Source organism: Ruegeria sp. N11, from assembly GCF_056531525.1.
This window is the reverse complement of record NZ_JBQFLX010000005.1, coordinates 163,598-183,398: the sequence shown is the minus strand read 5'-3', so window position 1 is coordinate 183,398 and position 19,801 is coordinate 163,598. Positions and strand designations below refer to the sequence as shown.

Sequence of the window (19,801 nt, the reverse complement as noted above, 5' to 3'; positions counted from 1 at the left end):
TTTTGCAAAAATGCAGAGGTCTGGGATGAACCGGAACTGGGATGATATGCGGGTGTTTCTGGCGGTGGCCCGTGAACAAAGCCTGTCTGCCGCCGGCCGCCTGTTGAAGATCGACGCTGCAACCGTTGGGCGTAGAATCGCCCGGCTGGAAACCGCGCTGGAAACACCGCTATTCTCAAAATCTCAGCAGGGATACATTCTGACCACTGCCGGCGAACGGTTGGTCGAGCATGGATTACAAGCCGAAGAGGCGATGCGGGCAGCAGCCGGAACAGTTACGGGATCCTCCAAAACGCTGAGCGGCCAGATACGGATCGGTGCACCGGATGGCAGCGCCAATTACCTGCTGCCTCAGGTCTGCGCAAAGATCTGTGATGCAAACCCGGATCTGGACATACAGATTCTGGCCCTGCCGCGGGTCATCAATCTGTCCCGGCGCGAGGCTGACATGGCAGTTACCGTCAGCGCCCCGACGGCAGGGAAATTGCTTGTCCAGAAGATCAGTGATTACCGACTGCATCTGGTTGCCACGCAGGAATACCTGGCACAGCATGACGCCATTCATTCTGTGGACGACCTGCGAGGGCACCGGATGATTGGTTACATTCCTGATATGATCTTTGATCGTGAACTGGATTATCTCGTCGATCTTGGCGTTGACCGTGTCGCGCTTGCATCGAATTCCGTCTCAGTTCAGCTGCGCCAGGTCACGCTTGGCAGCGGCATCTGCGTCGCGCATGATTTCACGCTTCCGTTCCATCCGAACCTGCGGAAAATATTGACGGATCAGGTCAGTCTGACACGCAGTTTCCATCTGGTCCGGCACCTCGGAGATCAGCGCAATGAGCGACTGAATCGCTTTGCCGACGCGCTGACGCAGGGCATCCGCGAAGAGGTCGCGCGGCTTGAGGCTCAAGCTGCACCTTGACAGGTGCAAACATTCGGGCAAGGCTTTGAAAAAACAGTACGTTAGTCCGGAGGTTTTTTGCAAATGCTTGTACAGGCCATTCTAAAATCCAAGGCGACCAGCGGGGTAGTGACCGTTCAACCTTCGGCTACCGTGTCCGAGGCGGCCCAGATCCTTGCGGATAAACGGATCGGTACGGTGGTTGTGTCCGATGATGGCGGAGAAACAGCGGCCGGGATCTTGTCGGAGCGCGACATTGTACGCGAGTTGGCGGCTAGCGGCAGCGGTTGCTTGACACAGCCGGTCAGCACGTACATGACCCGCGAGCTTGTGACCGCATCGCGGCAGGATTCAGTGCAAGACATCATGTCGCGCATGACCGAGGGGCGCTTTCGACATATGCCCGTCATAGAAGAGGGCAAGTTGGTCGGTATCGTCACTTTGGGCGACGTTGTCAAAGCGCAGCTGTCCGAATTGGCGATGGAGAAAGACGCGCTGGAAGGCATGATCATGGGGCATTGATGCCCTTTGCATGTAACGGGCCCTCTTGCACCTGCGGCAGAGTTGTGTTTGCTTGCGCAGAAATTTTGTTGCGCAGGAGGTCTCGATGAGGGTTGGATTATATCCGGGAACCTTTGACCCAATCACCCTGGGACATATCGACATTATCCGCCGCGCCTCGGCCCTGGTGGATAAACTGGTCATCGGCGTTGCAATCAACCGCGACAAGGGGCCGTTGTTCTCGCTGGAAGAACGCGTAGCCATGATCGAGGCCGAATGTGCCCATCTGAGCGATCAGACCGGAACCGAGATCGTCGCCCATCCATTTGAAAATCTGCTGATCGATTGCGCCCGCGATGTTGGCGCCCAGATCATTGTGCGCGGATTGCGAGCTGTGGCGGATTTTGAATATGAATTCCAGATGGTCGGAATGAACCGTGCGCTGGATGATACGGTTGAGACCGTTTTCCTGATGGCCGAGGCTCGACACCAGGCCATTGCCTCGAAACTTGTGAAAGAGATTGCCCGGCTGGACGGGGACGTATCGAAATTCGTTACGCCCCTCGTCAATGACGCCTTGCGCAAGAGGTTAGGCTAGGGCACCCATCGCGGCGGCCGTATCCAGCATCCGATTCGAAAAGCCCCATTCATTGTCATACCACGCCAGAACCCTGACCAGTGTTCCGTCAGTGACTTTTGTTTCCGGCAGGGACACGGTCGAGCTGTGGGCATCGTGGTTGAAATCCACTGAAATCAGCGGACGGGTCTCGGCAGCCAGAACACCCGGGATCCTGGAAGCAGCATCCGTAAACAGCGCATTTACTTCGGCCTCCGTGGTTCGTCGCGACACCTCGGCGACCAGGTCAACGACCGACACATTCGGTGTGGGAACGCGAATGGCCTGGCCCGTCAGTTTGCCGGCCAGTTGGGGCAGCACGAGGCCGACAGCAGATGCTGCGCCCGTCGTAGTGGGAATCATCGACAACGCGGCGGCTCGTGACAGGTAAGGGTCCTTGCCTGCGGTATCGTGGACCGGCTGACTGGCCGTATAGGCATGCACCGTCGTCATGTTGCCATGCACAATGCCCAGCCCGGCATCCAGTGCCGCGGCAACGGGGGCCAGGCAGTTCGTTGTGCACGACGCGTTTGATACAACAGTGTCAGCGGCCGTCAGGTCTTTGTCGTTTACCCCAAATACGATTGTCTTGACCGCGCCATCACCGCGCGCAGGGGCCGAAATCAGGACCTTTTTTGAACCGTTCTCGAAATGACGTGATGCGGCTTCGCGCGTGCGAAAAACACCGGTGCATTCAAGTACCACGTCCACATCGGACCAGTTCAGGTTTTCGGGGTCGCGTTCACTGGAAAGCCTGATGGGTCCGGATCCGACATCCAATCCGGCATCTGTCAACCGAACAGGCCGTGTGTAACGCCCATGGACGCTGTCGAATTCGAAAAGATGGGCGTTTATTTCCGGTTTTGCCAGATCGTTGATTGCCACGATCTCGACGTCTGTACGGCCTGTTTCCATGACCGCGCGCAACACACCACGTCCGATCCGCCCAAATCCGTTGATTGCCAGCTTTAGTGTCATTTTCTGCTCCGTCGATTGTGGGCCTGAATAAGGTTAGCGCTAACAAAGCCAGATAACAGAAAATGTCAAGTAAAACCTCTGTCAGCGCCAGAAAGCGAGCCAGTCGAGAAAGCTGTAGAGTTTTTTGGCAAGGAACCACAAATGTTCGGTTCCGAACAATGCAAAGTCGAGGAAGAAACCGCCGAGGATGAACAGGCCGAGCCAGATGGCGATTTGATTGGTCATTTGCGCACCGCAGGAAAAGGCCCGCCCAGATAACCTGAGCGGGCCAAAATGTTCAATAACAGTCGGCTGGTTTAGTTAAGACGACCCATTGCAACGGCGACATCCGCCATGCGGACAGAGAAGCCCCATTCATTGTCGTACCATGCCAGAACGCGGACCATACGTCCGTCGACCACGCGGGTTTGGTCCGGCGCGAAGATTGAGCTTTCTTCGGTGTGGTTAAAGTCGGTCGAGACCAGCGGCGCGGGTTCGTAGCCCAGAACGCGCTGCATCGGGCCTTGCGCAGCTTCCTGAACGATCGCGTTAACCTCTTCGACCGTAACATCGCGCGACGCACGGAAGCTGAGGTCCACGGCGGAAACGTTCGGTGTTGGAACGCGGATGGCCGACCCGTCCAGACGGCCCTTCAGTTTGGGCAGAACCTCACCCAGCGCCTTGGCGGCACCGGTGCTGGTCGGGATCATCGACATGGCGGCTGCGCGGGCGCGGTACAGGTCGCTGTGGCGGCGGTCCAGGGTCGGCTGGTCACCGGTATAGGCATGGATCGTGGTCATGATGCCGTGTTCGATGCCGATGCCTTCGTCCAATACCTTGGCAAGCGGAGCAAGGCAGTTGGTGGTGCAAGAGCCGTTGGAAACCATTTTGTCCGCAGCGGTCAGACCGTTGTGGTTCACGCCAAAGACGATTGTCTTGTCGACGTTTTTGCCCGGCGCCGACAACAGAACTTTCTGCGCGCCACGGTCCAGGTGGGTCTTTGCTTTAAGACCGTCATTGAACTTGCCAGTGCATTCCAGAACGACGTCACAGCCTTCCCAGTCCAGTTCGCTCATATCGTAGGTCGAGAACATCTGCATCGGGCCGCGGCCCAAATCCATGGTGTTGCCGTTAATGGAAACGTCACGCGGGAAACGTCCGTGAATGCTGTCATATTTCAGCAGGTGTGCCGAGGTTTCCAGCGGTCCGGTGGCGTTGACCTTGATCACCTCGATGTCGTTACGGCCGGATGCCGCGATATGTGACAGGGTACAGCGGCCAATGCGGCCAAAACCATTGATACCGACCTTGATGGTCATATGACGTCTCCAAATGCGCTTGCTTTGGGGGCCATATAACGGTGAAAGCGAATTCTCAAAAGGGCAAAAATGGCATATTTTTAAGGTGTTAGCGCAAACCTCACGCGATTGCGCTAACGCTTGCGCTAGCCGTGAGATCGGGTAGGGTCTCGGTTGCGGCAGGTGACAGGAAAGGAAACGCGATGAGTGGTCTGTTGGCCCTGTTGGACGATGTGGCAGGGATTGCCAAGGTAGCAGCAGCTTCGGTGGACGATGTGGTGGCTGCCGCCGGCAAGGCCGGGGCCAAGACCGCAGGGGTCATCATTGATGACGCGGCTGTTACTCCGAAATTCGTGCAGGGCTTTGCGCCAGCACGGGAGTTGCCGATCATCTGGCGTATCGCGCGCGGCTCGATCTTCAACAAGATCATTCTGTTGCTGCCGGTGGCTTTGCTGCTGGCCAATTTCGCACCCTGGCTGATCACACCACTTTTGATGCTTGGCGGGTCATACTTGTGTTTCGAAGGGGCCGAAAAGATCTTTCATGTTCTGTTCCCGCACGGGAGTCACGCGATTGAACAGGATATGAGCGTGCGCGATCCGGGCCATCTTGAGGAACAAAAGGTCAAGGGTGCCATCAAAACCGATTTTATCCTGTCTGCTGAAATCATGACCATTGCGCTGGCGGCGATCGAGGCCCCGAACTTATGGATGCAGGCCGCAACACTGGCCGTTGTAGGGATCGGCGTGACGGTAGCGGTCTACGGCTCGGTCGCGTTAATCGTGAAGATGGACGACGTGGGACTTTATCTGGCGAATAACGCCCCGACACCTATTGGCCGGGGGCTGGGCAGGGGACTTGTGCGGGCCATGCCTGCCGTGATGAAAACCTTGTCGATTGTGGGAACTGCCGCGATGCTGTGGGTCGGAGGTTCAATTGTGATCCACGGGATGGAGGTTCTTGGGTTTGGCTGGCTGGGCCACCACATCCATGATTGGGCCTATGCCATCGGTCATTCCGTGTCCGATCAGTGGGTTGGCGCGGTGGAATGGACATCCAAGGCCACTATGGACGGTGTGTTCGGTTTGGTCTGGGGTCTGATCCTAATCCCGCTTGCAACCAAAGTGATAATGCCGATCATTGGAAAGTCCGGATCTCACTGAAACCAAATGGAAAAGGGCGGCCAGAGCCGCCCTTTGCTTGATTTTTCTGGTTGCGCTTAAAGGCCCAGCAATTCCTTGACCTTGGCAACAGTAGCCTCGGCAGTAATACCGAAATGCTTGTAAAGCTCACCAGCCGGGGCTGAAGCGCCGAAGCTCGACATGCCGATGAAACCGGCCTTGACCTCGCGACCACGCTCGCCCAGCAGCCAGCGATCCCAGCCACCGGCGCGGACGGCGGCCTCGATACCGACACGAACGGCACCTGCGGGCAGAACGCGTTTGCGATAGGCTTCGTCCTGTTCGGCGAACAGTTCCATACAAGGCATGGAAACGACACGGGTGCCGATGCCTTCGGCTTCGAGCATGGCTTTGGCTTCCATCGCCAGCGAGACTTCCGAACCGGTGGCGATCAGGATGGCCTGACGCTTGGCTTCCGCGTCGGCCAGAACATATGCGCCTTGTGCGGTCAGGTTTCTGGCCTTGTGGTCCTTGCGTACGGTGGGCACGCCCTGACGGGTCAGGGACAGGACCGAGGGGCTTTCTTTGAATGTCAGTGCCAGTTCCCATGCTTCGGCTGTCTCGACCGTATCCGCAGGGCGGAAAACGTAGGTGTTTGGTGTCGCGCGCGAAATCGCCAGATGCTCGACCGGCTGGTGGGTCGGGCCGTCTTCACCCAGACCGATCGAGTCGTGGGTCATGACGAAGACCGAAGGCACCTTCATCAGTGCGGCCAGGCGCATGGACGGGCGGGCATAGTCGGTGAAGGCCATAAATGTGCCGCCATAAGGGCGGATGCCGCCGTGCAGCGCCATGCCATTCATCGCAGCGGCCATACCATGTTCGCGAATGCCGTAGTGAATGTAACGGCCCTTGCGGTTTTCCGGCAGGAACACGCCCATATCGGCGGATTTGGTGTTGTTCGAACCGGTCAGGTCCGCCGAGCCGCCCACGGTCTCGGTCATGATCGGGTTCACGACATTCAAAACCTTCTCGGACGAGGCCCGAGTTGCCAGTTTCGGCTGGTCTTCCGACATCTGTTTCTTGAACGAGCGGATAGCACCGGCCAGTTTTTTGGGTGCTTCAAACGCGTAGGCGCGGTTGAACTCGGCCTGCTTGCGTTCGGACAGTTGCGCAAAACGCTCCTGCCACGCAGCGCGCTCGGTCGCGCCACGGGCGCCGATAACTTCCCAGGCAGACTTTACGTTGGCGGGGATTTCGAATGCGTCATGAGGCCAGCCGTAGCCCTCTTTTGCCGCCTTCAGCTGATCCTGATCGGTCAGTGCGCCGTGCCCCTTGGACGTATCCTGCGCCGCATGACCCAGTGCGATATGGCTTTCACAGGCGATCATGGTCGGTTTGTTGGATTTCTTCGCCTGTACGATGGCGGCGTCGATAGCCTTGGGGTCATGGCCATCGATTTCGATCACCTGCCAGCCCGAAGCCGTGAATCGGCGCACCTGGTCGGTGCGGTCGGCCATATCGACGGTGCCGTCGATGGTGATGTTGTTGTTGTCCCAGAACACGATCAGCTTGCTCAGCTCATGACGGCCGGCCAGAGTGATGGCTTCCTGGCTGACGCCTTCCATCAGGCAGCCGTCGCCCGCTATCACGTAGGTGTAGTGGTCGACGACCTTCTTGCCGTAATGCGCGCGCTGAATTTCCTCGGCCATGGCAAAGCCGACGGCGTTCGAGATGCCCTGACCCAGCGGGCCGGTGGTTGTCTCAACACCTTCGATCAGGAAGTTTTCCGGGTGGCCCGCCGTTTTTGCGCCCAACTGGCGGAAGTTCTTGATCTCATCCAGCGTCACATCTGCATGGCCGGTTAGATACAGCAGCGAATAAACCAGCATCGAGCCGTGACCCGCCGACAGAATGAACCGGTCGCGGTCGGGCCAGTTCGGGGCTGACGCATCAAACTTCAGGTGCTTTTCGAACAGTACGGTCGCAACATCGGCCATGCCCATCGGCATGCCGGAATGGCCGGAATTGGCGGCGGCGACGGCGTCGAGGGTCAAGGTGCGGATGGCCGCAGCTTTGTCCCAGTGTTCGGGGTTGGCATTGCGCAGCGCAGTCAGGTCCACGGGCGTTGTTCCTTTGGGTTACGGGCAGGTTGCGCGCTCAATAACACTCAGCCCCCAAAGTTCAAGTGGAACCGGGCATTCCATGAGGTGGCCGCTTCAAGAAGACGGTCCAAGTCGTTGAAAGCAAACAGTGGGTATTTTCCGGAACAATCCGTTAGACTAGGCACAGAAGTGGTTTGCATTGATTCGGACAAACCCGAGAGATAACGAACCTTGATAATGAGGTGACAGGGGCATGAGCCAGATCGAAGAACTACAGCGTCGCCTGACCGCCGCGATGGAGCGGATTGGCGCGGGTGTAGCGGCCATTCAGGACACAGCACCAGCCAAAGAAGGTGCAGATGACGAACTGCGCGTCGCGCTTGAGGACGAGCGTGTGGCGAATGCGCAGTTGGAAGAGCGGCTGAAATCTCTGAAAGAACGTCACGAACAGGAAGTCGACGCGATGCGCGCCGATATGGAGGCTTTGCGCAACGTTCCTGTTGATGACGCCGAGAAAACGGCACTGCGCCAACAACTTGCCGATGCCAATGACAGACTGGCCTCGGTTGAGGCTGCGCGGGCAGAGCTTGCCGACGCCAAGGCTGCGCTGGACAACCGTGAGGAACTGGAGGCGCTGAAGGCCGAAAACACTCGGTTAAGCGCATTGAGTGGAAAGCTGCAGGAGCTTGAGGCCGAAAATGCCCGACTGCTGTCAGAGATCGCCGACACCGAGCGTCTGGAAGAGCTTAACGCCGAACTGGAAATGCTGAGGGCGGAACGGTCAAGTCACGGGGCTGCGATGTCGCGGTTGGATGACGATCTGCAGCGCATGCGCAAAGCCAACGAACAGTTGCGGCGTTCGGTTGATGAGTTGCGCGCCGCCGTGCAGGACGGTCTGCCGGATGCCGAGATGCTGAACCGCGCCACAGTCGCCGAGTTGGAAGCAACGCGTGCCGCTCAGGCGACGGATGCAGCTGAGGCGCATGCGGTTCTGGCACGGCTGGAACCGTTGCTGTCACAGGCAAAGTTGGCAGAAGGTGAGGTGGAGTGATGCCCGAAGTAACCATTCATATCGGTGGTCGTGGTTTTGACGTCTCGTGCCAGGAAGGTGAAGAGCAATTTCTGCAGGCTGCGGCCCAAATGCTGGACGACGAGGCTCAGGTTCTGTCGGACCAGATTGGGCGCATGCCGGAATCACGAATGCTGCTGATGGCTGGCCTGATGCTGGCGGACAAAACCGCCGGAACCGAAGAAAAGGTCAAATCCCTTGAGGCAAAGCTCGCCGAGTTCCAAGCGGAGCTAGAGACGCTGCGAAGTGCACCACCGCCGGAACCCGAGCGTGTTGAAGTGGCAGTCGTGCCGCCATCGGTGACCGACACCTTGGGGGAACTGGCGGCGCGGGCCGAAGCGCTGGCGTCAATGCTGGAAGAGAAGTCCGGGGGATGAGAATGCTGCGCAATCTGGCATGCTTTGGACTGCTGATGTCAGGATCCGCCGCTATGGCCGAGATCGACATATTATCAGTGACTTTCACCTGCGAAAACGAAGTGCCGCTGCATGTGAGTTACTTTAATTCGACCGATGGATCAGGTGCTGCGGCGGTCATGGTCGACAACACTCTGGTCGCCATGCGCCAGGTCGAAAGCGGATCCGGGATTCGCTACGAGTCTCTGGGCACTGACGGAACGTATATTCTGCGTTCCAACGGCTGGAACGCTTCGATCAGCTATCTGGCGGCAGGAAGCGCCGCCAGTGAGCAGGTCATTTATCAGGAATGCAGCAGCCGGTAAGCGCCGATCAGGCGTTTGCTTCGCGGATTTTGTCGGCTGCTTCCTTGTTGTAGCCGACGCCGTTTTCGTCAAACAGTGTGTCCAGTTCACCCGACAGAGTCATTTCTGTAACGATGTCACAGCCGCCCACGAACTCGCCTTTGACAAAAAGCTGCGGCACGGTCGGCCAGTCGGAATAGTCCTTGATGCCCTGACGCACTTCTTCGTCGGCCAGAACGTTCACGTCAGTATATTCCACACCCATGTAGTTCAGGACACCGGCCACACGAGACGAAAATCCGCATTGCGGCATTTCCTTGGTGCCTTTCATGTACAGCACCACATCATTGGCTTTGACGGTTTCGTCGATCTGGGTCTTAACGTCGCTCATCTTGCTTGTCCTCTTCGCCCGTATCATGGGCAGTCGTTTCATTTTGTGAGGCCTCCGGGCCCCATCCTTCCGCTTCGAGCCGCCGATGCTCGGCCTGCGCCAAAGTCAACGGATCCAGCCCGTATCTCTCTATTCCGCCCACCTGGCTTACTTCGTCCGGATCAGGACGCATATCGGCCAGCGAGCGTTTCTTGTTGCGCTTCAAATAGGCTTCAATCAGCGCTGCGGCAACAATCAATCCAACTACAATGCAAACGCCAAGCATCAGATCACTCATATTCAGGCCTCCACTGGGGCTTGTAAGTGATGGCGCCGGATCTGATCATTCCGGAATTTTTGTGGTCAACGCCAGCGCGTGCAGTTCGCCATCCGGGCCGTCCATTTTGCCTTTCAACGCGGCGTAGACTGCCCGCTGTTGCTGCACCCTGTTCTTTCCGCGAAAGCTTTCGTCAACGACCATGGCAGACATATGAACACCATCATGCCCGCCAACCTGAATCTCCGCATCCGGAAAGGCTTCGCGCAGCAGGTGTTCGATTTCGTGGGCGCTCATCGGCATAAAGGTTACTCCTGAAGGTCTTTCCCAAGATGTAGAGCGATGCGCAGGGGCGTGCAAGGTGCCTCGGGGCGACCAAGTTTACAAATCCCGCGCCCAGTCGCGCGCGCAGGATTTCTGAATTTGGGATGTATGAAGGGCGGGCGTCAGGCCACCGCAGCGGCAAAGCTGCCACGGAAGATTTCCGCCAGTTCCGACAGCGGCGCTTCCGAACTTCCGATCCTGACAGCATCGCCCGTGAACCTGCCAACCGAGACCAGAGGGACACCGGCCTGACCGGCGGCGATCATCAGCGCCTCGGCCTGATCGAAGTTGCAGGCGACCAGATAGCGGGCCTGATCTTCACCGAACAGGAACTCGGTCGACGCCTCGTCCAACTGAACGCCGACGCCAGACGCTTCGGCCAGTTCGAAAGCGGCCAGAGCAAGGCCGCCGTCGGCCAGATCGGTACACGCCTTGATCATGTTGCGGTTGGTGCGGATGAAATCACCGTTGCGGGCCTCGGCCGCTAGATCGACATGGGGCGCATCACCGTCTTCGCGGTTGAACACCTCGGCCAGCAGGGCGGACTGACCCAGATGACCTTTGGTTTCGCCGATGACCAGCGCCACATGCCCTTCGCGGACCTCGTTGCCGATGATCTCGTCAGAATGCAGCAGCAGACCCACGGCGCCTATTGTCGGGGTCGGCAGGATCGCCTGACCATCTGTTTCGTTGTAAAGCGACACGTTGCCAGAAACGATCGGCATATCCAGCGCGCCAACGGCTTCGCCGATGCCCTGAATGGCGCCGACAAACTGGCCCATGATCTCGGGCTTTTCCGGGTTGCCGAAATTCAGGTTGTCGGTCGTGGCCAGCGGCTTGGCCCCAACGGCTGTCAGGTTGCGATAGGCTTCGGCCACGGCCTGCTTGCCGCCTTCAACCGGGTTGGCGCGCACATAGCGCGGGGTAACGTCCGAGGTGAAGGCCAATACCTTGTCGGTGCCATGAACGCGAACCATGCCAGCGCCCAATCCCGGTGTGCGGGTGGAATCCGCCATCACCATGGTGTCGTACTGTTCATAAACCCATTGCTTGCCCGCGTAGTTGGGAGAGGACAACAGGGCCTTCAATCCGTCGATCGGATCGATCTGTGGCACGTCGGCCAGTTCCTCGGCCTCCGGCGTCGGCTCCCACGGGCGGTCATATTCCGGTGCGGTCGAGGACAGTTTCGACAGGACAAGGTCAGCTTTGACTTCGCCATTGTGCATAATCAGGAAGCGGTCTTCGGCAATCGTTTCACCAACGATCGCGAAATCCAGATCCCATTTTTCGAATACTGCACGGGCTTCGGCCTCAAGTTCCGGCTTGAGGACCATCAGCATCCGTTCCTGGGATTCCGACAGCATCATCTCATACGCGGTCATGTCTTCTTCGCGCTGAGGCACGTTTTCCAGATCCAGACGCACACCAAGGCCGCCCTTGTCGCCCATTTCAACAGCCGAACAAGTCAGGCCGGCGGCGCCCATGTCCTGGATCGAAATCACAGCGCCGGTCTGCATCAATTCCAGCGTTGCTTCCATCAGACGCTTTTCGGTGAAGGGGTCACCAACCTGCACGGTGGGGCGTTTATCTTCGATGGTGTCATCGAATTCAGCCGAAGCCATTGTCGCACCGCCAACGCCGTCGCGGCCGGTTTTGGCTCCCAGATAAACGACAGGCATACCGACGCCCGATGCGGCGGAATAGAAGATCTTGTCGCTGTCAGCGAGGCCGGCGGCGAACGCGTTCACAAGGCAGTTGCCGTTATAGGCAGGGTGAAAACGGACTTCGCCGCCCACACAGGGAACACCGAAACAGTTGCCGTAGCCGCCAATCCCTTCAACCACGCCGTTGACCAGTTGGCGTGTCTTGTGGTGGCCCGGCTCTCCAAAGGACAGTGCGTTCATCGACGCAATCGGACGCGCGCCCATGGTGAATACGTCGCGCAGAATGCCGCCCACCCCGGTCGCCGCCCCTTGGTAGGGCTCGATATACGAGGGGTGGTTGTGGCTTTCCATTTTGAAGACGACGGCCTGACCGTCGCCAATATCCACCACGCCCGCATTCTCACCAGGGCCGCAAATGACCTGAGGCCCCGAGGTGGGCAGCGTGCGCAGCCATTTCTTCGAGGACTTGTAGGAACAGTGTTCGTTCCACATGGCCGAAAAGATGCCAAGCTCGGTAAATGTCGGCTCCCGCCCGATGATCTCCAGGATCATTTCATATTCTTCGGGTTTCAACCCGTGTGCTGCAATCAGATCCGGGGTGATGGCGGGCTCTTGCATGGTTTGTCCTGTGTCCGAGATGGCCGAGATTGCGCGCCTTTTAGGCCATGGGCGCGCCCGTGGGAAGGGTCAAGACCGCGCAGGGCGCAAGAACCGGGCCGAAAGCTAGGAGGAGAGCAATTACCCGGGCAAAAAAGAACCGGCGCGGTGCGCCGGTTCTTCAAGAAATTGGTCCAAAACCCGACTACTAGGGCAGCTACCGGGCGCGGAGCTTATCAAGCACCACCTTGCTGCTTGTTCAACGAGTCCGCGGCGGCAGCGCCAACAGCGGCCTTTTGCTCTTCCGACAGCGCTTCCGCCTCTTCAAGGCCGGGGATCGCCACTCGGACTTCGCGGCGGGCAAAGTCGATTCCGTTTTCGTTGAAGGCAGCCTTGACCCGGTTGAAGATTTCCTTGCGCAGCGTGAACTGCTTGCCCGGTTTGGCCATGAACTTGCCTCGGATGATCATCCCGACATCGTCAAAATCGAACACACCCTGAGATTTGAAGGGCTGCAAGAAACCATCCTTGTGAGTTTCGTCCGCCATCATGTCGGCCCCGATCTTTTTGAAGATCTTCTTGACCTTGTTGGGATCAGTGTCGAACGGCACAGTGAATTTCAGTTTCATGATGACCCAGTCACGGCTGAAATTCGTCAGCTTCTGAATTTCACCATAAGGGATCGTGTGAACCGGCCCGCGATGGTGGCGCAATTGCATCGAACGGATCGAGATCTTTTCGACGGTTCCCATAGTGCCGCCCACATCCACGTATTCACCAACGCGGAAGGCGTCATCGATCAGGAAGAAGATGCCGCCGACAATGTCGGCAACCAGCTTCTGCGCACCAAAGCCGATGGCCAGGCCGAGAACACCGGCACCGGCCAGGAGCGGCGTGATGTTGACGCCCAGTGCCCCGAGTGCCAGCAGGCCGAAGATGACGGCAATCGTCACCTGCGCGGTGATGCGCAGCAATGGCAGAACGGTCGCCAGACGCGAGCCGCCCGCACCGCCGCCTTCGCCACCGGCTTCTTCGTCCAAAGCTTCGGCGGCTGTCTGTTCTTTGGCCAGACGACGGTTGATCCAAAGCGAGACGACCTCGTTCATGATATAACCGACGGCAATAATCAGCAGAAACTCGATCACGGCCCCACCAACTTCGGCGCCGATGCCAGCGGAAGCGACATGCCGCAAATCCAACTGCCATGCCTGCGCAATCATCATCACGACAAACAGGCCTGCCAGAACACGCCCGATGCGGATATAGCTTCGCTTGGTCGACCGATAGGCGCGTTCGGCAAGCGGGCCTTCGCCGGACATCGGCGGTTGCAGATGGCGCACCAATCCACGGATCAGAGTGTCGAGGGCGGGTGCAATCAGCAACCAGAACATAGTCGTAAAATGCGGGCCTTTGACCAACAGCGCCAGGATTGCCGGGTCGCGCTGTGCGGCAAGATACTCGACCAGCAGCCAGGTCACCGCCGAAACGCCGATTGCGAAGTACGGATAATACTGCGCGACTTCTTCATCGAATTTTGTGTGATCCGGATCGGTGCCCAGCATCATCTGCGACAGGCCCTCGCGCGCGGTCCAGGCGATCACGCCAATGTAGATATGAATAGCGCTGTTCAGCCAGAAACCGATGCGGGTATCGCCGGGAGTGATACCGTTCAAACCATTGAAGCGGACAACGAACAGCGTAACCCCGATCAGGATCAGCAAACCAATCAGATTCCGATGCAGGTATTTTGCCCAGTGATCGTCAATGTTGACCAGTCTGAATTTTGGGTTGTTTGGTGCCATAATGAACCGCGACGCCGCCGCGCCCAGTCGCGGGATCCAGATAAGATAGAATACGAAAGGGCCCGCAAATTTGAGCTGCTCGGGTGTCAAAAGGATCCGGCCCAGAGTCCGGATGACGATATAGAAAACAATCAACCCGGCGATCTCGCGGCAGAACCGGCGGAACAAAAAGCTCACGGCACCCCAAAGGTCGGCCTCATCCCCGACTTCGGTGTGTTTGTGCCATCTTCTGGTTAACAGATCGAACAACTTTTCAGCTATGAATCCCACAACCAGAACGCTTGCGACCAGCCCGATCAAAGTAAGCACACCGGTCGAACCGAGAGTTTCGGAAAAGTTGCTAAATGCTTTAACCTGCGCGCTGAAAATGTTTGGAAGTGTCGTCAGAACATTAGTCCATGAGGCAACCATCGCCGCCCATATTTCGTTGATTTCGGTCAGCGGGTCTTCCTGTCCTTCTGCCTCCTTGGCCCTCTTCTCGGCTACGGCGTCCAACCGCTCTAACAAAAGGGCGCGCACCTGATCGTCAGACATGCGCGCAACCAAATCGTCCACCTGCTCGGGGCTCAGGTCATCGGGAACGACCGGGGCTGCCACCGTAGAGGATGAGCCTGTGTCAGACTCCTGAGCCAGCGCCGTACCCACAATAAACACGGATACGATCATCGCCAGCATTAGGCGAAGCAGATTGAACATGAGATTTCCCTCGAAAGTAGAAAATTTTTATTTTCCGGCAGCATAGAGGGAGTGTGGAACGATTCCCAGAAAAATTGGCTTGTTTTCAGAGGGCTTGGCTTTCGGGCCAAAAAAAAGGCCGAGCAATAAGCTCGGCCGTAGTCCAACAGGGAGGTATGAAGATGGTGAGCGTTTCAGCATCACCGCCTTCGAGTGCCCATTTAGTGTGCGGTTTTCGTTCGTTCAAGATTTATTAGGCTGTTTGCTGCTCATGCCCGCTATGCCAAATGTGCATAGCTAGAGTTTTCCCAGCTTCTTCAACTGTTTCCGCTGTTCGATGATCTCATCCTGAACGAAATCCCGGAAGGCTGCCACGCGTTTGGAATGTCGCAATTCCTCGGGGTATGCGAGATAGACCGGCACATCCGCGCTTTCGATATCTGCCAGAATGGAAATCAGATGCGGGAAATCCTGCGTGACGTAGTCCGGCAGAACACCGATGCCAAGGTTGTGTAGTACACCCTGCAATACCCCAAAATAGTTGTTGACCGTCAGCAGCGAGCTGGGGTTGTGCGTCATTAAATGCCGGACCATTGCTGCGCTGGCACCAACCTGTGGGGCGGCGGGGGTCTGGCAGATCAGCCTGTGATTGGAAATCTCCTCAATCGATGCCGGAGAGGAATGCGTGTCCAGGTATTCTCTGGTTGCATAAAGCTGCATCCGGACCGTCATAAGACGCTTGCGCACAAGATCCGCCTGGCTGGGTTCTTTCATGCGGATGGCAACATCGGCCTCGCGCATGGGAAGGTCCAGAACCCGTTCTTCCAACATCAGGTCGATGTTCAGGTCGGGGTATTGTTCATATAACTTCGGCAGCCTGGGGGCCAGCCAAAGGGTTCCGAAACCGAAAGTGGTTGTTACTCGAAGAACCCCAAACACTTCTTCTTCACTATCGCGGATGCGCGCGGCGGCAGCGTCCAGCCGTTTGGACATGGCCGAGGTCGCATCGAACAGCAATTCGCCCTGTTCGGTCAGAATCAGACCTCGGGCATGACGATGAAACAAGGTGGCATCGAGTGATTCTTCCAGCGCGCGAATTTGGCGGCTGACCGCCGATTGTGACAGGTTAAGCTTGTCTCCGGCGTGCGTCAGGCTGCCCGCGTCTGCAACCGCGTGAAATATCCTAAGCTTGTCCCAGTCCATCGCCGCAACTTTCGTTATCCTAAGGAAGCCCTATATGAAATAGGTAACAAGTTCTACATTCAAACTGTGAAATCGTTACAATTCAGAGGATAGCGTCTATACAGGTCAGAAATTATGACCTAAAATATGTGTTAAGTTAGCAACCTGATCTGACGAGGGGAGGCGTCCGATGAGCGAGCCCAAGATTACGCTGAATGACCGCTTTGATCTGACCAGAAATCCCGTTCTTCTGAACGGCACGCAGGCGCTTGTTCGGCTGATGCTGATGCAAAAAGCGCGCGACCAGAAGGCGGGTTTGAACACCGCCGGACTGGTGACGGGCTATCGCGGCTCACCGCTTGGGGCGGTCGATCAGCAGATGATGCGAGCGCAAAAAGAGCTTTCGGAAAGCGATGTCACCTTTCAGTTCGGTCTGAACGAGGATCTGGCGGCAACAGCCCTATGGGGCAGCCAGCAGGCCGGGTTGCGAGGAGACGGCCGGTACGACGGCGTGTTCGGGTTGTGGTACGGCAAGGGTCCGGGCGTGGACCGGTCCGGTGACGTGATGCGGCATGCGAATATGGCCGGAACCGCGCGCCATGGCGGTGTGCTGATGGCAATGGGCGACGATCACACCGGTGAAAGCTCGACCGTGTTGCACCAGTCGGAATGGTCTCTGGTCGACATGTACATGCCTGTGGTCAGCCCGGCAGGTGTTCAGGAGATCCTGGATTACGGTATCTACGGCTTTGCGCTCAGCCGGTTTGCCGGCGTTTGGGTTGGCCTGAAGACGATGAAAGACACGATTGAGGTGACTTCCGTCGTGGACGGCAGCCCGGATCGCATGGGGCTGGTGATGCCCGAGTTCGACATGCCGGAGGGCGGGCTGAACATCCGTTTGGGCGATACCCCTCATATGCAGGAAGGGCGCATTATCGACTTCAAGCGTTTTGCGGCGGAAACCTTTTCCCATGCCAACAAACTGGACAAGCGTATCTGGGGTAAGCCGGGCGCGAAAATCGGGTTTGTTGCGGCAGGCAAAAACTGGCTGGACCTGACCCATGCCATGTCCCTGCTGAACATCGACGCAAACGAGGCCGAGCGGCTGGGCATTACCACCTATAAGGTGGGGCAGACCTTCCCGCTGGACATGGTTGGGTTCCACGACTGGGCTGAAGGCCTGGATCTGATCGTGATTGTCGAGGAAAAGCGCAAGCTGATCGAGGTTCAGGTCAAAGAGGCCATTTTCGACGATCGCCGCGGCCGTCGTGTCTATGGCTGGTACAAGGGCGGTGCCGGCACCTTGCACCGTGAAGAACTGTTCCCGACACGCGGCGCGCTGGATCCGATCATGATCGCCGAGAAAATCGGTGAGATCCTGATCGAAGAGGGGCACGATACAGACGGCGTTCGCGCCGGGCTGGCAAAACTGTCCGAAGCCCGCAGGGCCGACAACGCCCAGGAAATCGCGACGCGCCTGCCATATTTCTGTTCGGGTTGCCCGCACAACAGTTCTACCCGCGTGCCGACGGGAAGCCGCGCTTATGCCGGTATCGGCTGCCACTACATGGTTCAGTGGATGGATCGTGAGACGACAGGGTTCACTCAGATGGGCGGTGAAGGCGCAAACTGGATTGGGGAAGCGCCGTTTTCGACCACCAAGCATGTGTTCCAGAACCTTGGGGACGGAACCTACAACCACTCGGGTGTTCAGGCGATCCGGGCGGCATTGTCGGCGGGGACAAACATCACCTTCAAGATCCTGTTCAACGATGCAGTTGCCATGACTGGCGGGCAGGACAATGAGGGCGGTTTGACGGCCGAACGTATTGTGGCCGAGGTCAAGGCAATGGGCGTTCAGACGGTGGCTGTTGTTTATGACGAAAAGGAAGACGTGAACTTCAAGGCGCTGCCCGCTAATGTCGAAACCTTCGAGCGCGCCGAACTCATGCGGGTGCAGGAACGTTTTCGCGAGATCGAGGGCGTGTCGGTTATTGTCTACGTGCAGACCTGCGCCGCCGAAAAACGCCGCCGCCGCAAGCGCGGAACATTTCCCGACCCGGATAAGCGGGTGTTCATTAACACTGACATCTGCGAAGGCTGCGGGGATTGCGGTGTTCAGTCGAATTGTGTCTCGATCGTTCCGAAGAACACGGAACTTGGTCGCAAGCGCGCCATTGATCAGTCCAGCTGCAACAAGGATTTTTCCTGTCTCAACGGGTTTTGCCCTTCATTCGTGACGTTGGAAGGCGCTCAGATCCGAAAGGAAGCGACGACCGAGATCGACTTGCCCGATCTGCCTATGCCGCAACTTCCGCGTATTGATGGAACTCATAACGTTGTCATCACTGGCGTCGGCGGCACCGGGGTTGTGACGCTGGGTGCCATTCTGGCTCAGGCGGCCCAGATCGACGGCAAGGGTGCTGGCATGATGGAAATGGCGGGTTTGGCGCAAAAAGGCGGTGCGGTGCACATCCATTGCCGGTTGGCCAACCGTCCTGAAGACATCAGTGCCATCCGCGTCGCGACCGGCGAAGCACATGCGCTGATTGGCGGCGATCTGGTCGTGTCTGCCGGGGCCAAAACACTGGGTCTGACCCGAACCGGCCAAACCGGCGCGGTGGTCAATAGCCATGAAACGATCACCGGCGACTTCACCCGGGACACCGATTTCCAGATCCCCCGCGACCGGCTGGAACTGGCGCTGCAGGCGCGATTGAAGGACGGCGTTTCGATGTTTGATGCAACCGAGCTGGCGCGCGCTGTCATGGGAGATTCGATCTATTCAAACATGATGGTCCTTGGTGCTGCCTGGCAAAAGGGTCTACTGCCGGTTTCACATCAGGCCGTTCTGCAAGCCATCGAACTGAACGGCACTGCGGTCGAACGCAACAAACGCGCCTTTGATATTGGCCGGTGGGCAGTTCTGCATTCCCAGGAAGTCGATGCGATACTGTCGCCTTCCGTTGCAGAGTTGCCCAAATCGCTGGAGCAGATGATCGACTTCAGGACCGATCATCTGAAGAAATATCAGGGCAATCGTCTGGCAAAACGTTACCGCAAGGTGGTTGACGCTTTCGAGGACGCCTCGGTTCGCGAGGCTGTGGCCAAAGGTTATCACAAACTGCTGTCCTACAAGGACGAATATGAGGTTGCTCGCCTTCTCCTGGATAGCCGGGAACAGGCAAAGTCCGAGTTCGATGGCGACTTCAGGATGACCTTTCATCTGGCACCGCCAATAATGGGAGGCACCGGACCGAACGGGCGACCGCGCAAGCGTGCTTTTGGGGAATGGATGCTTGCACCGATGAAGCTTCTGTCCAAACTGAAATTCCTGCGCGGTACACCCTTCGACATTTTTGGTTACAGTGCCGAACGCAAGATGGAACGTGCATTGATCCGTCAGTACGAATCCGACCTGCGAGAGATCACGCCATTGATCACGGCCGACACACGTGACGCATTTGCGGCCCTCGCGCGGCTTCCGCTGGAGATTCGCGGATTTGGACCTGTTCTGAGGGAGAACGAAGCCAAAGCAGCCAAAAAGCGCGAGGAATTGCTGGCGATCATCCGCGACGGCGGTCCCGAGATGCGTGCCGCGGCCGAATGACATGTCATAATCCTGTAACGGCATCT

General features: G+C 57.7%; 18 protein-coding genes. 8 read left to right on the top strand and 10 right to left on the bottom strand.

Features of this window, described 5'->3' with window-relative positions; translation table 11 throughout:
• Positions 1 to 25 precede the first annotated feature (25 nt).
• The 3 genes from ACR0J8_RS07375 to coaD all read left to right on the top strand — a co-directional run bounded on the left by ACR0J8_RS07375 (position 26) and on the right by coaD (position 2,006).
• A complete protein-coding gene (locus ACR0J8_RS07375; protein ID WP_170616845.1) occupies positions 26 to 928 on the top strand; it encodes a LysR family transcriptional regulator in 903 nt (300 codons plus the stop codon).
• Positions 929 to 991: 63 nt separating this feature from the next.
• Positions 992 to 1,429, top strand: a complete 438-nt coding sequence (locus ACR0J8_RS07370) for a CBS domain-containing protein (protein WP_480523925.1) — start codon at positions 992 to 994, stop codon at positions 1,427 to 1,429.
• Between the two features lie 85 nt (positions 1,430 to 1,514).
• Positions 1,515 to 2,006 (top strand): pantetheine-phosphate adenylyltransferase, encoded by a 492-nt coding sequence (coaD, locus tag ACR0J8_RS07365; RefSeq protein ID WP_170616849.1) that lies wholly within the window; start codon positions 1,515 to 1,517, stop codon positions 2,004 to 2,006.
• Here coaD and gap (ACR0J8_RS07360) read toward each other — a convergent pair.
• The 3 genes from gap (ACR0J8_RS07360) to gap (ACR0J8_RS07350) form a co-directional block, all read right to left on the bottom strand.
• Positions 1,998 to 3,002 carry a type I glyceraldehyde-3-phosphate dehydrogenase gene (gene gap, locus ACR0J8_RS07360; protein ID WP_480889420.1) on the bottom strand — a complete coding sequence of 335 codons (1,005 nt, stop codon included), beginning with the start codon at positions 3,000 to 3,002 and terminating at the stop codon, positions 1,998 to 2,000. The two genes, coaD and gap (ACR0J8_RS07360), sit on opposite strands and share 9 nt — an antisense overlap.
• A gap of 81 nt (positions 3,003 to 3,083) precedes the next feature.
• Positions 3,084 to 3,227, bottom strand: a complete 144-nt coding sequence (locus ACR0J8_RS07355; RefSeq protein ID WP_480523928.1) for a hypothetical protein — start codon at positions 3,225 to 3,227, stop codon at positions 3,084 to 3,086.
• Positions 3,228 to 3,298: 71 nt separating this feature from the next.
• Entirely contained in the window at positions 3,299 to 4,300 is a 1,002-nt protein-coding gene (gap, locus tag ACR0J8_RS07350; RefSeq protein WP_480523930.1) for a type I glyceraldehyde-3-phosphate dehydrogenase, read from the bottom strand.
• Positions 4,301 to 4,482: 182 nt separating this feature from the next.
• Between gap (ACR0J8_RS07350) and ACR0J8_RS07345 the strand changes: the two genes are divergently transcribed.
• On the top strand, positions 4,483 to 5,442 hold the full coding sequence (locus ACR0J8_RS07345) for a DUF808 domain-containing protein (protein ID WP_480889416.1): 960 nt from the start codon (positions 4,483 to 4,485) through the stop codon (positions 5,440 to 5,442).
• 56 nt (positions 5,443 to 5,498) lie between these two features.
• Here the strand turns inward: ACR0J8_RS07345 and tkt are convergent, their stop codons facing one another.
• Entirely contained in the window at positions 5,499 to 7,523 is a 2,025-nt protein-coding gene (gene tkt / locus ACR0J8_RS07340) for a transketolase (RefSeq protein ID WP_480523932.1), read from the bottom strand.
• A 235-nt stretch (positions 7,524 to 7,758) separates the two neighbouring features.
• Here tkt and ACR0J8_RS07335 point away from each other — a divergent pair, with 235 nt between their 5' ends.
• Genes ACR0J8_RS07335 through ACR0J8_RS07325 form a run of 3 tightly spaced genes read left to right on the top strand, consistent with a single transcriptional unit; the run spans position 7,759 to position 9,295 of the window.
• The gene (locus tag ACR0J8_RS07335) at positions 7,759 to 8,556 is read left to right on the top strand and encodes a hypothetical protein (RefSeq protein ID WP_480523934.1); all 798 of its coding nucleotides are present in this window, start codon (positions 7,759 to 7,761) and stop codon (positions 8,554 to 8,556) included.
• On the top strand, positions 8,556 to 8,951 hold the full coding sequence (locus tag ACR0J8_RS07330) for a cell division protein ZapA (RefSeq protein WP_480889413.1): 396 nt from the start codon (positions 8,556 to 8,558) through the stop codon (positions 8,949 to 8,951). The genes ACR0J8_RS07335 and ACR0J8_RS07330 overlap by 1 nt, the downstream gene beginning before the upstream one ends.
• A 2-nt stretch (positions 8,952 to 8,953) precedes the next feature.
• Positions 8,954 to 9,295 (top strand): MliC family protein, encoded by a 342-nt coding sequence (locus ACR0J8_RS07325; RefSeq protein WP_480889410.1) that lies wholly within the window; start codon positions 8,954 to 8,956, stop codon positions 9,293 to 9,295.
• Between the two features lie 7 nt (positions 9,296 to 9,302).
• On the opposite strand, the gene grxD is transcribed toward ACR0J8_RS07325, so the two are convergent.
• The 6 genes from grxD to ACR0J8_RS07295 all read right to left on the bottom strand — a co-directional run bounded on the left by grxD (position 9,303) and on the right by ACR0J8_RS07295 (position 16,186).
• Positions 9,303 to 9,665 carry a Grx4 family monothiol glutaredoxin gene (gene grxD, locus ACR0J8_RS07320; protein WP_170806285.1) on the bottom strand — a complete coding sequence of 121 codons (363 nt, stop codon included), beginning with the start codon at positions 9,663 to 9,665 and terminating at the stop codon, positions 9,303 to 9,305.
• Positions 9,652 to 9,942: a hypothetical protein gene (locus ACR0J8_RS07315; protein ID WP_480889408.1), complete on the bottom strand. Its 291-nt coding sequence runs from the start codon at positions 9,940 to 9,942 to the stop codon at positions 9,652 to 9,654. Before ACR0J8_RS07315 ends, grxD begins: the two co-directional genes overlap by 14 nt.
• Positions 9,943 to 9,987: 45 nt before the next feature.
• Positions 9,988 to 10,224, bottom strand: a complete 237-nt coding sequence (locus tag ACR0J8_RS07310; protein WP_170619006.1) for a BolA/IbaG family iron-sulfur metabolism protein — start codon at positions 10,222 to 10,224, stop codon at positions 9,988 to 9,990.
• Positions 10,225 to 10,367: 143 nt separating this feature from the next.
• Positions 10,368 to 12,527: a phosphoribosylformylglycinamidine synthase subunit PurL gene (gene purL / locus ACR0J8_RS07305; RefSeq protein WP_480889405.1), complete on the bottom strand. Its 2,160-nt coding sequence runs from the start codon at positions 12,525 to 12,527 to the stop codon at positions 10,368 to 10,370.
• Positions 12,528 to 12,742: 215 nt separating this feature from the next.
• The gene (locus ACR0J8_RS07300) at positions 12,743 to 15,004 is read right to left on the bottom strand and encodes a mechanosensitive ion channel family protein (protein ID WP_480523944.1); all 2,262 of its coding nucleotides are present in this window, start codon (positions 15,002 to 15,004) and stop codon (positions 12,743 to 12,745) included.
• 276 nt (positions 15,005 to 15,280) lie between these two features.
• Positions 15,281 to 16,186, bottom strand: coding sequence for a LysR family transcriptional regulator (locus ACR0J8_RS07295; RefSeq protein ID WP_480523946.1), 906 nt, complete (start codon positions 16,184 to 16,186; stop codon positions 15,281 to 15,283).
• Between the two features lie 169 nt (positions 16,187 to 16,355).
• Between ACR0J8_RS07295 and ACR0J8_RS07290 the strand changes: the two genes are divergently transcribed.
• Positions 16,356 to 19,775, top strand: a complete 3,420-nt coding sequence (locus tag ACR0J8_RS07290) for an indolepyruvate ferredoxin oxidoreductase family protein (protein WP_480889401.1) — start codon at positions 16,356 to 16,358, stop codon at positions 19,773 to 19,775.
• Positions 19,776 to 19,801 lie beyond the last annotated feature (26 nt).

Bases quoted from the DNA above. Each gene is read 5' to 3' on its own strand.
- ACR0J8_RS07375 (WP_170616845.1), top strand. From the start codon at position 26: ATGAACCGGAACTGGGATGATATGCGGGTGTTTCTGGCGGTGGCCCGT.
- ACR0J8_RS07370 (WP_480523925.1), top strand. From the start codon at position 992: ATGCTTGTACAGGCCATTCTAAAATCCAAGGCGACCAGCGGGGTAGTG.
- coaD (WP_170616849.1), top strand. From the start codon at position 1,515: ATGAGGGTTGGATTATATCCGGGAACCTTTGACCCAATCACCCTGGGA.
- gap (WP_480889420.1), bottom strand. From the start codon at position 3,002: ATGACACTAAAGCTGGCAATCAACGGATTTGGGCGGATCGGACGTGGT.
- ACR0J8_RS07355 (WP_480523928.1), bottom strand. From the start codon at position 3,227: ATGACCAATCAAATCGCCATCTGGCTCGGCCTGTTCATCCTCGGCGGT.
- gap (WP_480523930.1), bottom strand. From the start codon at position 4,300: ATGACCATCAAGGTCGGTATCAATGGTTTTGGCCGCATTGGCCGCTGT.
- ACR0J8_RS07345 (WP_480889416.1), top strand. From the start codon at position 4,483: ATGAGTGGTCTGTTGGCCCTGTTGGACGATGTGGCAGGGATTGCCAAG.
- ACR0J8_RS07335 (WP_480523934.1), top strand. From the start codon at position 7,759: ATGAGCCAGATCGAAGAACTACAGCGTCGCCTGACCGCCGCGATGGAG.
- ACR0J8_RS07330 (WP_480889413.1), top strand. From the start codon at position 8,556: ATGCCCGAAGTAACCATTCATATCGGTGGTCGTGGTTTTGACGTCTCG.
- ACR0J8_RS07325 (WP_480889410.1), top strand. From the start codon at position 8,954: ATGCTGCGCAATCTGGCATGCTTTGGACTGCTGATGTCAGGATCCGCC.
- grxD (WP_170806285.1), bottom strand. From the start codon at position 9,665: ATGAGCGACGTTAAGACCCAGATCGACGAAACCGTCAAAGCCAATGAT.
- ACR0J8_RS07315 (WP_480889408.1), bottom strand. From the start codon at position 9,942: ATGAGTGATCTGATGCTTGGCGTTTGCATTGTAGTTGGATTGATTGTT.
- ACR0J8_RS07310 (WP_170619006.1), bottom strand. From the start codon at position 10,224: ATGCCGATGAGCGCCCACGAAATCGAACACCTGCTGCGCGAAGCCTTT.
- purL (WP_480889405.1), bottom strand. From the start codon at position 12,527: ATGCAAGAGCCCGCCATCACCCCGGATCTGATTGCAGCACACGGGTTG.
- ACR0J8_RS07300 (WP_480523944.1), bottom strand. From the start codon at position 15,004: ATGTTCAATCTGCTTCGCCTAATGCTGGCGATGATCGTATCCGTGTTT.
- ACR0J8_RS07295 (WP_480523946.1), bottom strand. From the start codon at position 16,186: ATGGACTGGGACAAGCTTAGGATATTTCACGCGGTTGCAGACGCGGGC.
- ACR0J8_RS07290 (WP_480889401.1), top strand. From the start codon at position 16,356: ATGAGCGAGCCCAAGATTACGCTGAATGACCGCTTTGATCTGACCAGA.